A 14,614-nucleotide genomic window follows, 5' to 3' on the forward strand; every position below is an offset into this window, starting at 1 on the left:
TGATGAGCTCCCTGATTTTTTATTATGGCGACTCGTGTTGAGCCGCTTCTACATCGCGTTTCTGACGAATGAACGAGACGATTCGCCAAATATTTTTTAGCATGCCCAAGTAGACCGCGAAAACACTAATATACAAAGTTAAAACCAGTAGTTCTGGTGCTTGCAATAGCTCCAGAGTAATCCCGACTGCGGCTAACAGCAAGGCCATCATCGAGATGATGAGCAAAGCTTGGCGCTGCGTGAAGCCGGCTCGCATAAAGATATGGTGTAAATGTTCACGATCGGGCTTGAACGGAGACTGCCCTTTCATCATGCGACGGATCATAATCGCTATCATATCCATCAGCGGAATCGCGATAATCCACAGCACGGCGACCGGACGCACCGCGGTTAAGCCATTGGTGCTATTGATACTGCCGTCGATCAGAATTTGCGGGTGGGTCAAAATAATCAAACACCAGACCACCGTAAAGCCAATAAACATAGAGCCTGCATCACCCATAAATATTTTACGAATGAGGCGGTTACGAATACCCATATTGCGGATCAAGAAGGGGACCAACGCGCCACTAATAATCATGGCGGCCATCAGTGGTAAGTATTGATGATTGAGTGCGGCAAGCACCGCGATACCGGCAAAAGCAATCAGTGCGAGTGAACCCAGCAAACCATCCATACCGTCAATCATGTTGTAGGCATTCATGGCGGCGACCATGGCGAGCAAGGTAAACGGCATGCTGAACCAACCCAGCTCAACCACGCCGAGACCGACTAAATTACCCAGTTGACTGATTTGCGCGCCAGCACCGAACACTACCACTGCTGCAGCCAGCATTTGAGCGGTAAAGCGCAGACCGACGTTGAGATCAAAGCGGTCATCCAGTACGCCAATAAAGACCATAAAGCCGGCAGCAGTTAAAAATAGCCGCACATCCATCGACATCGGTACTGCAAATGGTACTAATATAAGCGTCGTGAGGAAAATGGCGATACCACCAACCAGCGGTACGCTCCCGTTATGTTGTTTTCTGTTGCAGGGCTCATCAAGCAAGTTCGTACGCCAAGCAAACGGAATCAACAATTGGCACAACACGGCCGAAAGGACGAGTGCCACAATTGCTAGAATCCATATCGTCATTAAATAACCTTATTAATCGTTATTAAAAATGTCGCGGCTATACACTTTGTGATCAACATCGACCAAGTCAGCCGCCCGACGGTTGGTCATGATCACATCTGCAGTTTGCTTGAAGCGTTGAAGGTCCTTTTCGACTACGAACCCGTCGAAAGACTCCGCTTTCACTACTGGTTCATAGATAATGACTTCGACTCCGGCGGCGCGTAAACGGCGCATCACCCCCTGAATAGCAGACGAACGGAAATTGTCCGAACCTGATTTCATAATGAGTCGATACACACCAACTACCCGAGGATTTCGCTTCAGGACGTCGGCGGCAATAAATTCTTTTCGCGTTCGATTGGCCTCTACTATAGCGCCAATCATCACTTGTGGCACGTCATCAAAGTTTGCCAACAACTGTCGCGTGTCTTTCGGTAAGCAGTAACCACCATACCCGAACGACGGATTATTGTAGTGGTTTCCAATACGCGGGTCGAGACATACCCCTTCAATAATCTGCTGTGTATTCAAATTATGGTGCGCGGCATAAGTATCTAGCTCGTTAAAATAGGCAACGCGCATGGCTAAATAGGTATTCGCAAATAATTTAATCGCTTCGGCTTCCGTTGGATCAGTATACTGAACGGTCACGTCGCTTTTGAGCGCGCCCTGCAGTAAAAGTTTCGCAAACACTTCCGCCCGCTCACTTTGTTCACCGATGATAATCCGCGACGGATATAGATTGTCATGGAGCGCTTTGCCTTCGCGCAGAAATTCCGGGCTGAATAACAGTTGCTGTGTATTAAACTGCTTACGCGCACGTTCAACAAAGCCAACAGGAATGGTGGATTTGATGACAATCGGTGCCTGCTGGTTGACCTTCAGAACGGCTTCAATTACCGCCTCGACACTACTGGTATCAAAGGTATTGGTTTCAGGATTGTAATCTGTAGGTGTTGCGATAATCACCCAATCTGCATGTTGGTAGGCATTTGCTTGGTCAGTAGTAGCCGTCAATTGCAACGCCTGATGCGCCAGATAATGTTCAATATCAGCGTCTTGGATAGGACTCATGCCAGCATTCACCATCGCAACGCGCTCGGGCACAATGTCCACTAGCGTGACGCGATTGTGTTGCGCCAGCAGCACGGCATTCGATAACCCGACGTAGCCAGTGCCTGCAACAGCAATATTCATAAATTCTGTAGCGCCTTATTTTTTACTTCTTGCTTATGGCGGTTAGTGTAAACCATCTGTTGAGACAGTGTCATCCTCGTGCTGAATTTATCTTGTATGAAATTGAGTTTTCCTGGGGTGGGGATTAGAATGGCTCGACTTTTTTAATGAGGCAGTTAGGAATGGCAGAAGTAGTGGTGGGTGGCATTGGCGTAACGCCTTTCCAGTCAATGGATCAAGCAGTGGCCCACGTACTCCGTGATGGTGATGTGCAACCCGGCTTTGGTATTGCCATTAATCCAGAAAAAGTGATCATGGCCATGCGTGATACAGTGCTCCGCGAACAATTGAATAGCGGCACCTTGCGCTTTGCGGATGGTATGGGCGTGGTCAAAACGATTCGTTCGAAAGGCGTTCCCAACACCCGTATTCCTGGCGTGGAATTCTGGCATGCGCTGATGGCCGGCGCGGCTACCTGCGGCGCCCGTGTGATGGTAATTGGTGCGCGCCCAGAAGTGAACGCCGAAACTGCCGAGCGCCTGCGCGCGATGGGCGTCAACGTGGTGGCCGCGGTGGATGGCTATTATAAAGATGAAGCCGACTTGGTGGCAGTGTTGCTGGAGGCACGTCCTCAGCTCGTCAGCGTTGCCATGGGTTCGCCACGTCAAGAGCAGTTGATTGCCCGCCTGCGCGCAGTGTACCCAGATGCCTTTTACCAAGGCGTCGGCGGCACTTATGATGTCTTCACTGGCCGCGTCAAACGCGCCCCAGCGTTCTTTTGCAAATTGCACCTCGAATGGTTCTATCGGTTGTGTGCACAACCGTCGCGGATATTCCGCCAAATGAACTTGGTGCGTTACCTTTGGTTGCACCTGCGAGGCCGACTATGAGTGACTATCCCTTAGTCAGCGTATACATGCCAACACATAACCGTGTCGAACTATTGAAACGCTCGGTCGAATCAGTGTTGGCACAAAGTTATCCTGCAATTGAACTTATTGTTGTTGATGACGCCAGCTCGGACGGCACTTGGCAATACCTCACACGGCTCGCCGCGACTGATGCGCGTGTCTCTGTGCTACGGAATGAAACTCCCGCCGGTGCCTGTGTAGCTCGCAACAAAGCCCTTGCCATCGCAAGGGGCTACTATGTCACAGGGCTTGATGATGATGATGAAATGCTACCCGATCGCATTCAGCTGTTGGTGGAAGCTTATCGCGACGATTACGCGTTCACGACCTCTGGGTATTGGTGGGTTACAGAAACTCGAGCTAAAGCAACCATGTGTCGACGTCAGGTCATCACACTCGAACAACAGCTCGATGCGAACTATGCCACTAACCAAGTTCTAACCACCCGCGAACGTATGCTTGCTATTGGCGGTTTCGATGAAGCATTGGTATCCCTGCAAGACTGGGATTGTTTTACTCGTTTGATTAAAGCGTTCGGTCCTGGGTTACGAATTGCAGCTGCCACACAGAATATCTATGTGGACCATGGCGGTGAACGAATCTCTAATCCGACGAAGAGTCGCGCTGGCTTTGCTCGCTTTTTGGAAAAGCATGAAGCCGAGATGACTACTCGTCATAAACTCAATCATGCATTTTGGCTCAAAGTTCGCATCGGCGAGCCGATGACGTTTATTGAATTAATGCGATCATTGCCTGCAGGTTACATTTTAAAGAAAGTACGTCATTATATGCGTTATCTAACTAAGTAAATCGACACGGCAAGGCTGCTATGCAAAACCAAGACTCTTCCTCAGACGCTTTTATTTCGTTTTCGTCAGACGCATTTCGCGCGACTTTGCACAAACTGCGTTGGTACTGGTTGATTGTGCCCGCCGCTCTTGTTGCTCTTGCCATTGTTATTAACGTTGCGGGCGAGGATCGTTACGAGGCATATACTATTCTCGCACCGGCTGAGGAACGCTCAGGGGGTCTGTCCGATATGTTGGGTGGACTCGGAAGTCTCGGCAGTTTAGCCGGCTTGCAATTGGGTGACCAAAAGTTAACGAACACCATGCTTGCCGTTGAGCTGCTGAAGTCCCGTGAATTTTTGTATGGCTTGATCGAAAAATATGACTTACAAGCCGCCCTTGTTGCCGTCGATTACTGGAGCCAAGAGGACGGTCTAGTCATTGATGAGCAGGACTTGGCAGAGTACCCAGAAATCTGGCGTGCTTACAATGAATTGATGAAGCATTTTACGGTGAACTATGATCGCGCACTGGGAAAAGTGACACTGACGTTCTCGCACCAATCACCTGAGTTTGCCTCGCAACTTCTCACCAATATGGTCTCTGAGATTAATAGCGTCATGCGCCAGCGTGAGACTCAACAGATACAACAACGCATTGATTATCTGCAACAGCAAGCCGTGCTATCCGAGATTGCTCAGGTTGAAGTTGCACTTTATAGCCTGCTGCAAGAGCAATACAAACAAATGATGTTAGTCGCAGTAAATGAAGATCATGTGTTTGAAACCATCGACCCGCCATTTAAACCGCATCAAGTAGCAGGACTGCCGCTGATTGCTTGGATTATTTTGATGGCGATGCTGGGCGTATTTATCATGTCGATCGTGACTATTTTAATGAGCTATCGGATTACACGTGACTGACACGCGTAACGCTCCAATCGCTCTCTTCCAATATCTCAACTGGTTGCGTCGCAACTGGTTAATGGCAATTGTTTATGCAGTCTTTGTCGTTGGCATTGCGGTTTTCTACACCTTACAAATACCTGGCTTACATCGCGCGACTGCTCATACACAATTTCAGCCCGAGGCAGCCGATGCGGGCACCTTCGATCAGCTGTCATCGATTGTATTGACCGGTACATCCGAGTCAAACTTTCCCCGAGTCAACGCTTTACAACACGACCTAGCTTTGGCTGAGTATGCCGACGGCGCTGAATTCAACCAACAAATTGTCGAGCATCTGCGCACAAATTACAGTGAGGCTCTTGAGCGCTATCGAGAGCAGATTGCTGCATACGGCGATAGCGAGGAAAATGCATTAGCCTACTTCGTCCGTTATCATTTTCGCATTTACCGGCTACAAAAAGACCATTTCTTCATCTTCCATTGGCATTTCTTCGATGCCGAAGAAAGTCAGCGAATGCTCAACAGTATTCTATCCTTGCTCGATGCTGAGATGACTAAACGTCGGGCGGCGCGTTATCAATTTGCCTTGCAACAATTACAGAACATGAACCTGAGCGCAGCACCGCAAGCCATGCAAGAACTCAAAGCCCAATTAACCGCGCTTTATCAAAGTAAACAAGCGGCCACTGAGAACGGTGATTTTCAGAGTTTATTCATTGTTTTGCCAACTGAAGTATCCGCGGGTTGGGTGTATCCCAGCCGCATCAAAGTCTTCCTAGCCACCGTAGCACCATGGCTGGTTCTTGGCGCCCTGCTTATCAATGGCCTGCTGTGGTATCGACGCTTCCGTACATCGAGGCTTGCATGATCCAGCTTACGCGTCAGCAACTGGCTTTCATTGCTATCGTCTTACTAACCTATGCGGCAGTTTGGGTGGATACTCTGTTTGGCATATTTAGTTTTCTTGGGCTTGGTGCGCTTAAAGTATCCCTCTTATACCGGCTAACCATAACCGTCATCATTTTGGTGATGATGTTTGTTTATCAAAACATCCTAAGTTGGTACATGAAGTTCATGTTGCTGGGCTGGGCATTTCTACTTTGGGTACTCACGTGGCCAGCTGGGGATCTCGAACTAGTCACGCAAGTGAATCATATTCTGCGATTACTGTATCCATTTGGGCTAGGTCTTCTCACGTACAAGCTGCTATCGACTTTCCCGCAGTTCAGTCAACGAACACTAGCGGGCATTGGCCATTACGGCTGGGTTGTCGGTGTTTTTGTGGTATTTTCAGCCTTTACTGGCTTAGGCCTCGAAAGCTACGGTGAACACGCATTTGGAATCAAGTCTTTCTATTTTGCCGGCAATGATACTGGCCTAGCTGCGTTACTTGCATTGTGCTGCTTATTTTGTGTGCTTTACTATCAACCTTCCCCACTTCGCTTTGGCGCTATTTTATTCTGTCTCAGCGGTCTTATTTTGATGGGAACGAAAGCCGGTTGGGCTGGAGCATTGCTCGTATCATTTAGCTATTTAATCGTGTTTTTATTCTTCAAAAAGACGCAAGGATCCGTGGGTGTGATGCTGAAAGGAGCAACTGTGATCGGAATGGTTGCCGTCGTCGCATTCGCAGCCAGTATTATCGTTCCCAACTATGATCGTATTAGCTACCAAATTGAGCAATTTCAGGCGCTGGCGGCAGGTCAGAACCCTCGCGCTGAACTGATTCAAGCCGCCGATCGACATTTCACTGATTATCCAGATCAACTCGCGCTTATTGGCAATGGTGACCGTTTCGACGCAGGTGTTGGTGAGCGATACTTTGTGACCTTTAACAATACGCTCGGCACCACCACCAACAAATTGGTTGAGCAAGATTGGTATGACCTAAGAGGTCACTATGGCATGCCATTTGCTCTGTTTGTGACGCTCGGGCATGTGGCATTTTTATTGCTCGCTGGTTGGCAATGGATCACTCGCCCACGCGTCATCAGTTTTACTTTGTTGCTCGCACTCTCATTATTTATGGGGCACGCTATGTTGGCTGGCCATGCCTTTTTAAGTGGTCAATCTGGTGGGTTAGCTGGAGTCCTCTATGGGCTGCTCCTAGCACGAACGCGAAGGTCTGGCTGACATCCCCTAGAGCATCAGATAGAATACGCATTCACTTTTCGCACAACCTATAATCAGAAGAAGAGCTCATGACAAAACGGATTTTAGTGGTGTTTGGTACCCGTCCAGAGGCCATCAAAATGGCGCCTTTGGTGCAGCAAATGCAAGCGGTCCAAACCGCCTATGATTGGGATGTGCGTCTGTGTGTGACCGCTCAACACCGCGAAATGCTGGATCAGGTATTAGCGTTGTTTAATCTCACGCCTGATTTTGACTTAAATCTGATGCGTCCGAATCAGTCGCTGAGCGAATTGGCTGCGCGAGTGTTGACCGGCATTGATCCCGTCTTGTCTGAGTTTAAACCGGATGTGGTCTGTGTGCATGGCGATACCTTAACGACATTGACTGCTGGGCTTGCGGCCTACTTCCACCGTATTCCAGTAGCACATGTTGAAGCCGGCTTGCGCACCCACAATATCTATTCGCCGTGGCCTGAAGAAGGCAACCGCAAACTCGTCGGTGGCATTACCCGTTGGCATTTCGCACCGACTGCCCAAGCACAACAAAATTTGCTCGACGAACAAACTGCAGAAGCATCCATACACGTAACCGGAAATACGGTCATAGATGCATTATTAACAGTCAGTAACCAGCTGCGTGATGATGCCGAACGCCGTGCGGCTTACGCACAGAAATTCGACTTTTTACAAAGCGACCAACCTATGTTGTTGGTGACAGGGCACCGCCGTGAGAGCTTTGGTGGCGGCTTTGAGCGTATCTGCGCCGCGTTGGCAGAGCTGGCATCGGCTCGCCCTGAGTTACAGATTGTGTATCCGGTTCATTTAAATCCGAACGTGCAAGAGCCCGTGCAACGACTGTTGAAAAACAGCGCCAATGTACATCTGCTTGAGCCTCAGGATTATGAGCCTTTTGTCTATTTGATGAACCAAGCAACGGTGATATTGACCGATAGTGGCGGCATTCAAGAGGAAGCTCCGTCACTGGGTAAACCCGTGTTGGTTATGCGCGACACGACCGAACGCCCCGAAGCGGTGACGGCAGGAACGGTGAAGCTAGTGGGTACCGACTCGGCATTAATTGTCAGCGAAGTGGGTCGCTTACTGGATGACCAAGCCTATTATGACACGATGAGCCATGCGCATAACCCTTATGGCGATGGCAAAGCGTGTGCGCGCATCATTGAGACGCTGCTGCAGGAGTTATAAGCGTTTATGAATTCGTACTCAAAGGTTTCCGTAATTGGGCTAGGCTATATTGGCTTACCCACTGCCGCGGTGTTTGCACGCCAAGGTATGCAAGTAGTCGGTGTTGATGTAAACCCCAAAGCGGTCGACACCATTAATCAAGGTCGTATTCACATTGTTGAACCGGGTTTGCAGAACGTGGTTCAGCGTGCGGTACAGGACAAACTGCTGCGTGCCGTGCTCACGCCAGAGCCGGCTGATGCCTTCGTGATTGCCGTCCCGACGCCGTTTAATGACGATTACACCGGTGATTTGACCTATATTCGTGCCGCCGCTGAAGCCTTGGCGCCAGTGCTAGCTGCGGGCAATTTAGTGATTCTCGAGTCGACCTCACCGGTTGGCACTACCGAGCAGTTAGAGAGCTGGTTGGCGGCAGCGCGCCCTGACCTAACCTTTCCATCGAGCGCGGGTGATCAAGCGGATGTGCAGCTAGCCTATTGTCCAGAGCGCGTGTTGCCCGGCAATGTGATGCATGAGCTCATTCAGAATGACCGCGTGGTCGGTGGCTTATCACCGCGTGCCAGTCAAATGGCCGCTGACTTATATAAAGTCTTTCTGAAAGGTGATTGTCTGCTGACTAACGCTCGCACAGCGGAGATGGCGAAGCTTACCGAGAACAGCTTTCGCGATGTAAATATCGCTTTTGCCAACGAACTATCGTTGATATGCGACAAGCTCAACATCAATGTGTGGGAACTCATTCGCCTGGCGAACCACCATCCACGGGTCAACATTTTGCAGCCCGGCCCAGGTGTCGGTGGCCACTGTATTGCTGTTGATCCTTGGTTTATTGTCAGCTCTGCACCTGAGCAAGCACGCCTGATCCGCACCGCCCGTCAAGTCAACGACTACAAGCCGGAGTGGGTGTATGAGCGGGTGCAAGCCACCGTTGCAGCACTCGGCAATCCAGCCGATACCACGATTGCCTGTTTAGGCTTAGCCTTTAAGGCCAACATTGATGACTTGCGCGAGAGTCCAGCACTTGCTATTGCGCGCCGTATCGCAGCTGAGCATGCCGGTACTACTTTAGTGGTCGAGCCAAATATCGAGCAAGATTTGAGTCCTGTTGCCAGCGCCGACTTAACGGATTTAGATGAGGCGCTCGCTCGCGCTCAAGTCATCGTATTGCTGGTGGACCACGAACCCTTTAAAGCAATCACCCGCGCGCAACTTGAAGGCAAGCAGTGGGTTGATACCCGCGGCTTGATTGACGGCTAAGATGCTCCATATTGTTGCGACTGCTGTGAAGCACGGCCGAGGCGGTATCAGTACCGCATTGGTCGGCTTCACTGAATCAGCGCAACTTCAAGCTCATGGCTTTCATGTTATCGAGTCGCACCGTGCTGGAAATAAACTAAGAGCTTTTCTGCCAGCCGTTCGACAAATTCGGCAATCGGTTCACCCCGGCGATGATGTCTGGTTGCATTGCGGCCCGTGGTTTTCGTTATTACGCAAATACCTACTCGCCGTGGTTGCCCGCAGACGCGGTGCCAACGTGTACTTTCAATTTCATTCGCACACTTTACGAGATTATTTACAGAAAAGTTGGAGTCGTGTTCTCATCAAACTCATGACTCGAAAAGCAACAGGGGTCATCGTTCTCACGCCTTGGTGGCAGGATCTAGTCAATCAATACTTGGCAAATCATGTGCCTGTTTATGTGGTCCCTAATCCGCTCGAACCACAATGGCTTAAGCTGGCCGCAGCCCCCCAGCTCCCCAGCTCTTCTGGAGAGACCGTATCTATCCTGTCAATGACACGCCTCGTCGCGGGGAAAGGCGTCGACCATGTTATTCGAGCGATGGTCTATTTACCCGAGCATTTTCATTTAAAGATCGCCGGGGAAGGTCCAGAACAAGCTAGCTTGCAAAAATTAGTGACTGAACTCGAACTTGCGCATCGTGTCGAGTTCTTGGGTTGGATTGATTACGAGCAAAAGGAAGCGGTGTTGCGCAGTTGCCAGCTATTTTGTTTGCCGTCACAATTCGATTCGTTTGGAATGGGCTTCATCGAAGCCATGGCAGCAGGATTACCCGTCATCGCATTGAATCATGAAGCCACACCCGACGTTGTCAAACACAATGAGACCGGAATTCTTGTCGACGAATTAAGCCCCACGGCTCTGGCCGCGGCCATAACCGAGTGTTACGACCGCCGATTAGAGTTGGGTGGCACAGCCAAACAGTACGTGCGGACAACGTTCGATCCAAACGTCATTGTCACCCACTTCATCAACAACGTGTTGCGCGCAACAGCGCGCTAGTCGTGGCCACTGACCAGAGCAAAGACCTCGTCCCACATGCGCTCAACAGCCTCTCGTTGCCATTCTCCAGCTGCTGAAATAACGCTGTGAAGCTCTTGGTATTGCTCCGCATCTTCCAGCAATAGTTGTAACGACTCAATCGCTTGGGTGACATCGGTGGTAACATCAAACAACTGATTCTGACAGTTATAGTCACTCAACAACTCTTGGTATTTGTGACTCCAACCTGTCGCAATAACTGGCACTCCTTGTGAGAGAGCACTGACCAGACCATGATAGCGTGAGCTGACTACTACCTTCGACTGGCCGATAATCCACTTAATCTTCAAGGCGTGCTGTGGGTCAAGTACGGGGATCTGTTGCGATAACTGTGCTTGAATTTGCGCTGTGAGTTTCCGGTCGGCATCGGCTTCATGAATCAGAATGAAGGGTTTGGCATTCTGTTGCAGCGCTGCCTCAATAGCCTTGACCATAAACGTAATGTAATTGTCCCCATCATCGCGCTTTTCGACCATTTTGCTATTCGGAATAAAGCAGATTTGATGTTGCTCGGCATCAAACGCTTCTGCCGGCATACCCTTGATCAAGTTCGTAAAATCTGGACAGCGCTTGATGTGCTTTTGTTCAGTGTGCGTCAATAATGCTTGGGTAAATTGAAACGAATGATCATCACGAGGGAATACTAGATCAGCGTGTTTGGCAATATGAGCAAAGGTCTTGCGTGTCTTTGGCTTTGTAAATGGCCCCAATGCTTGCGGCAACAACACCACCGGAACATTGCGCTTGTTAAACGCCACTACTGTTGAACTGATGCGATCGCGAGCGACCGCTGGATTCCACTGATCACCATAAGAAAAGCCCGACGCATCCAGTACCAAATCTATTTCGGATTCATTGATCAATCCAAACATAGTGCGAATTCGTGACGGCAACCAACTCATGGGCGCAACCAAGTTCAGTTGCTTGCGGATATAACGGGTCTTTTGCCATAAGCCAAAATCAGCACGCCGTTGATACGGCCCATTCGGCTCGACGACAAAACGCGCATCGACACCGCGCTGACGAAATTGGTCGATAATTGCAAACAGCATGAGCTCTGCGCCTTTATTGGCAAAGCTAATTCCTTTCACTTCAACAGTTAACACGGGCGTATCCTTCTCACTTCCAGAGTTGCAGTTTATCAATTTATTGGCGGGAAAAGAAAAGGAAAAAGCCATTGTGAGTTATTTTTTAAAAATGTTATATTTTGCCTCTCTTTTAGTTGTAAATGGTCTTTATAATGAAGTGTCTATATTGGTTACCCGCTCTGTTTTTACTCGCTGCGTGTGGTGGCAGCGAGCCACAAACGCCTCCACCACCGCCGCCCGTTGCGCAGGGCTTTAGTATCGATGCTCCAGAATCTGTGGTGTATGGTGCAACCTTTTCTATCAGTGTGACTTCAAAAACCGATTCAGCCGTCAGTATCAGCTCGATAGATACCGATGTTCCACTCAAGCAACTGGAGTCTGAAGTCGACAATAGTTTTTCCTTTATCGCGCCAGCGCTCTCGTTAGCTCCGGAGTCATTTACGCTGACGTTGACAGACAGTCAAAGTAATACGGAAACGGTAACCATTGCGGTACAAGACGATACCGATACCAGCAAATTGGTTGATTTAAGTCGCCCGTACCCGTTTTCCAATTCCAATACAGAGAAGTTCGACCATTATCGTTATGACGAGGCTGGGATCCCCATGTTCTTCGACCATACGAATACGTGGGTCTACTTCCCAATTCAAATTTCGCAGGTCGCACAAACCTATTACGCGCGACTGCGTTCAGGCAACTATACCGCCGAGCAAGAATCACGCTTCATAGCCATGGCTGAGTGGTTGCGAGATCAATGTAAAAGCGTTGAGACCTATGCATTTTGCAGCTGGCAAGGTGAGTTTGATGTCCCAGCCTATCGCATGCCTGATAACTGGACATCCGCGATGGCACAGGGTCAAAGCATCTCAGTGATGATTAGTGCTTATGCATGGACGAAGGATGAATCGTATTTAGACGTTGCCAAGGATGCGATTGTTGCTTTCTCTTATCCCATTGAAGAAAAAGGGGTTGTCGCTGATTATGATGGGGTGCCTTGGTACGAGGAGTACGGCTCTGAAACCGACCCCGCGCATGTACTCAATGGTTTCCTATTTTCACTGGCTGGACTTTATGACGCCTACGAGTTGATGGGAAGCGCAACAGCTAAAGCTCTTTTTGATCAAGGTGTTGAGTCGTTGGAACAGCGCATCGAACGCTTTGATATGGGCTTTGGCTCGTACTACGATGATTCGTTTTTAAACCAAATTGCAATTACCAAAGGGCAAGTTGGTGATCATTACCATGAGCTGCATATTCTACAACTTGCCTGGGTTTATCAGCGTTCACAAAGTGACGTGATACTCGATGCTGTGAAGCGCTTTTTGCAATATGACACTGGCGGTTTGTACACGATGGGTCCCGTGTATGACATCTCGAAAAAGATTAATGACATCATTCCATCTCACACCATTGCGCCGTCAACGCATGGCAAAGACCTGCTATTTGATTCGAATTGGACTTGGAAGCGCTACTGGTCGTCGAACCGCTCAACTCAGCGACTCGATGTGCAGTTAAATAATCAAAATGCCGACAACGCCCCTATTGAAGTGGACGCCTTACGATTGACCGGCGTGGTGGAGTCAGATATTCCTGCCAATATTGATGTGTACTCGTGTAGCGGCGAACAGCGAATTTTGATTCAAGCAGGTATCAACCAAGCTGACAATCAGACCACTGGCTTTGATTATAACTTGGATGGCTATGACACCTTTACCTCAGTGCTGAGCTTTGACACACCATTGGAGCTTCCGTGCGACAATGTTGAGCTGGTCATGACCCCACAACGTGATGATGGTTTGATTCGTCTGCGCGAACTCAATATTCACATGCGTCAGCCAACCGTGCTCAACGCGATACTAGCGCTTTACGAGTAACTCGTCGGTTTTCTTTGCGGAAAAGGGTATGCCGCCTTCTGGGTCGGCATACCCAACCGCCATCAGCATGATCGGCCGTTGATGTGCCGACAGATCGAGCTCTTGCTCCATCAACTTCTCTCTAAATTCAATATCGGGCCAGTTGATCGGGCAAGTCGATAGACCCATTGTTTCCAAAGCAAGCATTAACTGCATTGCGGCTAGCGAGCCGTCAATGTAGATGCAGTGCCGATCACGTTCTGTGGGATAGGCGTTTAAATCCCCCACCACCACTATCAACGATTGCAGATTCTGATTAAAACCGACAGTGCCCCCCGCATAACCGGCAACTTTAGCGGCGCGCGCTGATTCATTAATAAAATGAAACTGATAAGGCTGCCTATTGCAAGCACTCGGCGCCAATGACGCCATATTGATGGCCTCGCGCACTAAGGCTTCAGGCACGGGTTTATCCAAATACCAGCGTACGCTGCGCCTGCGCACAAACAATTGCTTCAGTTGTTCAGGCGAAATGTCCGGTTGTGGTAACTCAGCATGCGGATAAGGAATCGAACGGCGTTGCTGTGCATCCTGTGTCGGTTCCTGCAGCAAACCTTCAAAGTCAGCTCGTGCACGCGCAATAATTGGGGTGTCTGTCACCACTTCGAAGTAACTCGTCAGTACGTCCTGTGCCCACTTCAACTCATTCAGTTCTAACGAACCACTCGCAGCTGCTTGGCGAAAACAACTGACGGTTTCACCAATATAGGCTTCGGCAAAGCTGGCTCGCCGCGGACGCATGATCAATCCCTTTTCGAGTCGATGCGTATTGCGCCGCAATAATGCACAGGTTCGCTGAATATTTTTTAGTGACTTCCAATAAGCGATGCGCCCCTTCAGTACGGCCTGATGCTCGCGCGCAAACTCGCGACTAAAGAACGTGTAAAATAATGACGAGGTAAACCGCGAGAAGGCAAATATCGACATCATGCGTCGATTTAGAGCCGCGTTAAACGCGTGAATTCTTCCCTTTAAAGTTGCAGGTAGCAGACGTCGAGCGACTGACCGAATACTCATGATGCGTTCATTTC

13 protein-coding genes are annotated in these 14,614 nt (G+C 49.5%); 9 read left to right on the plus strand and 4 right to left on the minus strand.

From position 1 onward, the window contains the following. Positions 1 to 22: 22 nt before the first annotated feature. Both wecA and CWE22_RS05625 read right to left on the minus strand, forming a co-directional pair. Positions 23 to 1,138 carry a UDP-N-acetylglucosamine--undecaprenyl-phosphate N-acetylglucosaminephosphotransferase gene (wecA, locus tag CWE22_RS05620; RefSeq protein WP_169930368.1) on the minus strand — a complete coding sequence of 372 codons (1,116 nt, stop codon included), beginning with the start codon at positions 1,136 to 1,138 and terminating at the stop codon, positions 23 to 25. 12 nt (positions 1,139 to 1,150) lie between these two features. Beyond that, positions 1,151 to 2,317 (minus strand): nucleotide sugar dehydrogenase, encoded by a 1,167-nt coding sequence (locus CWE22_RS05625; protein ID WP_169930369.1) that lies wholly within the window; start codon positions 2,315 to 2,317, stop codon positions 1,151 to 1,153. A 161-nt stretch (positions 2,318 to 2,478) separates the two neighbouring features. On the opposite strand from CWE22_RS05625, the gene CWE22_RS05630 reads away from it, so the two are divergent. The 8 genes from CWE22_RS05630 (at position 2,479) to CWE22_RS05665 (ending at position 10,543) form a co-directional block, all read left to right on the plus strand. Then, complete coding sequence (locus CWE22_RS05630; RefSeq protein ID WP_169930370.1) at positions 2,479 to 3,186, plus strand: WecB/TagA/CpsF family glycosyltransferase; 708 nt, start codon at positions 2,479 to 2,481, stop codon at positions 3,184 to 3,186. After that, a complete protein-coding gene (locus CWE22_RS05635) occupies positions 3,183 to 4,016 on the plus strand; it encodes a glycosyltransferase (protein ID WP_169930371.1) in 834 nt (277 codons plus the stop codon). The genes CWE22_RS05630 and CWE22_RS05635 overlap by 4 nt, the downstream gene beginning before the upstream one ends. 20 nt (positions 4,017 to 4,036) lie before the next feature. Further along, positions 4,037 to 4,918: a GumC domain-containing protein gene (locus CWE22_RS05640; RefSeq protein ID WP_169930372.1), complete on the plus strand. Its 882-nt coding sequence runs from the start codon at positions 4,037 to 4,039 to the stop codon at positions 4,916 to 4,918. Continuing rightward, on the plus strand, positions 4,911 to 5,771 hold the full coding sequence (locus CWE22_RS05645; RefSeq protein WP_169930373.1) for a GumC domain-containing protein: 861 nt from the start codon (positions 4,911 to 4,913) through the stop codon (positions 5,769 to 5,771). The genes CWE22_RS05640 and CWE22_RS05645 overlap by 8 nt, the downstream gene beginning before the upstream one ends. Beyond that, complete coding sequence (locus tag CWE22_RS05650) at positions 5,768 to 7,036, plus strand: O-antigen ligase family protein (protein ID WP_169930374.1); 1,269 nt, start codon at positions 5,768 to 5,770, stop codon at positions 7,034 to 7,036. The genes CWE22_RS05645 and CWE22_RS05650 overlap by 4 nt, the downstream gene beginning before the upstream one ends. Before the next feature lie 68 nt (positions 7,037 to 7,104). Next, positions 7,105 to 8,241, plus strand: coding sequence for a non-hydrolyzing UDP-N-acetylglucosamine 2-epimerase (gene wecB, locus CWE22_RS05655; RefSeq protein WP_169930375.1), 1,137 nt, complete (start codon positions 7,105 to 7,107; stop codon positions 8,239 to 8,241). A 6-nt stretch (positions 8,242 to 8,247) separates the two neighbouring features. Further along, entirely contained in the window at positions 8,248 to 9,498 is a 1,251-nt protein-coding gene (gene wecC, locus CWE22_RS05660) for a UDP-N-acetyl-D-mannosamine dehydrogenase (protein ID WP_169930376.1), read from the plus strand. A 1-nt stretch (position 9,499) separates the two neighbouring features. Continuing rightward, a complete protein-coding gene (locus CWE22_RS05665; protein ID WP_169930377.1) occupies positions 9,500 to 10,543 on the plus strand; it encodes a glycosyltransferase family 4 protein in 1,044 nt (347 codons plus the stop codon). On the opposite strand, the gene CWE22_RS05670 is transcribed toward CWE22_RS05665, so the two are convergent. Then, positions 10,540 to 11,688: a polysaccharide pyruvyl transferase family protein gene (locus CWE22_RS05670; RefSeq protein ID WP_169930378.1), complete on the minus strand. Its 1,149-nt coding sequence runs from the start codon at positions 11,686 to 11,688 to the stop codon at positions 10,540 to 10,542. The two genes, CWE22_RS05665 and CWE22_RS05670, sit on opposite strands and share 4 nt — an antisense overlap. A gap of 134 nt (positions 11,689 to 11,822) precedes the next feature. Between CWE22_RS05670 and CWE22_RS05675 the strand changes: the two genes are divergently transcribed. Next, a complete protein-coding gene (locus tag CWE22_RS05675) occupies positions 11,823 to 13,544 on the plus strand; it encodes a D-glucuronyl C5-epimerase family protein (protein WP_169930379.1) in 1,722 nt (573 codons plus the stop codon). Here the strand turns inward: CWE22_RS05675 and CWE22_RS05680 are convergent. Beyond that, entirely contained in the window at positions 13,527 to 14,600 is a 1,074-nt protein-coding gene (locus CWE22_RS05680; RefSeq protein ID WP_169930380.1) for a nitroreductase family protein, read from the minus strand. The genes CWE22_RS05675 and CWE22_RS05680 overlap by 18 nt on opposite strands. Between the last annotated feature and the right edge of the window lie 14 nt (positions 14,601 to 14,614).

It is taken from the genome of Pseudidiomarina aestuarii, from assembly GCF_003987355.1.
In the GTDB taxonomy this organism is placed as follows: domain Bacteria; phylum Pseudomonadota; class Gammaproteobacteria; order Enterobacterales; family Alteromonadaceae; genus Pseudidiomarina; species Pseudidiomarina aestuarii.

Excerpts from the sequence above, each read along its gene's own strand:
- wecA (WP_169930368.1), bottom strand. The coding sequence starts at position 1,138 with ATGACGATATGGATTCTAGCAATTGTGGCACTCGTCCTTTCGGCCGTG.
- CWE22_RS05625 (WP_169930369.1), bottom strand. The coding sequence starts at position 2,317 with ATGAATATTGCTGTTGCAGGCACTGGCTACGTCGGGTTATCGAATGCC.
- CWE22_RS05630 (WP_169930370.1), top strand. The coding sequence starts at position 2,479 with ATGGCAGAAGTAGTGGTGGGTGGCATTGGCGTAACGCCTTTCCAGTCA.
- CWE22_RS05635 (WP_169930371.1), top strand. The coding sequence starts at position 3,183 with ATGAGTGACTATCCCTTAGTCAGCGTATACATGCCAACACATAACCGT.
- CWE22_RS05640 (WP_169930372.1), top strand. The coding sequence starts at position 4,037 with ATGCAAAACCAAGACTCTTCCTCAGACGCTTTTATTTCGTTTTCGTCA.
- CWE22_RS05650 (WP_169930374.1), top strand. The coding sequence starts at position 5,768 with ATGATCCAGCTTACGCGTCAGCAACTGGCTTTCATTGCTATCGTCTTA.
- wecB (WP_169930375.1), top strand. The coding sequence starts at position 7,105 with ATGACAAAACGGATTTTAGTGGTGTTTGGTACCCGTCCAGAGGCCATC.
- wecC (WP_169930376.1), top strand. The coding sequence starts at position 8,248 with ATGAATTCGTACTCAAAGGTTTCCGTAATTGGGCTAGGCTATATTGGC.
- CWE22_RS05665 (WP_169930377.1), top strand. The coding sequence starts at position 9,500 with ATGCTCCATATTGTTGCGACTGCTGTGAAGCACGGCCGAGGCGGTATC.
- CWE22_RS05675 (WP_169930379.1), top strand. The coding sequence starts at position 11,823 with ATGAAGTGTCTATATTGGTTACCCGCTCTGTTTTTACTCGCTGCGTGT.
- CWE22_RS05680 (WP_169930380.1), bottom strand. The coding sequence starts at position 14,600 with ATGAGTATTCGGTCAGTCGCTCGACGTCTGCTACCTGCAACTTTAAAG.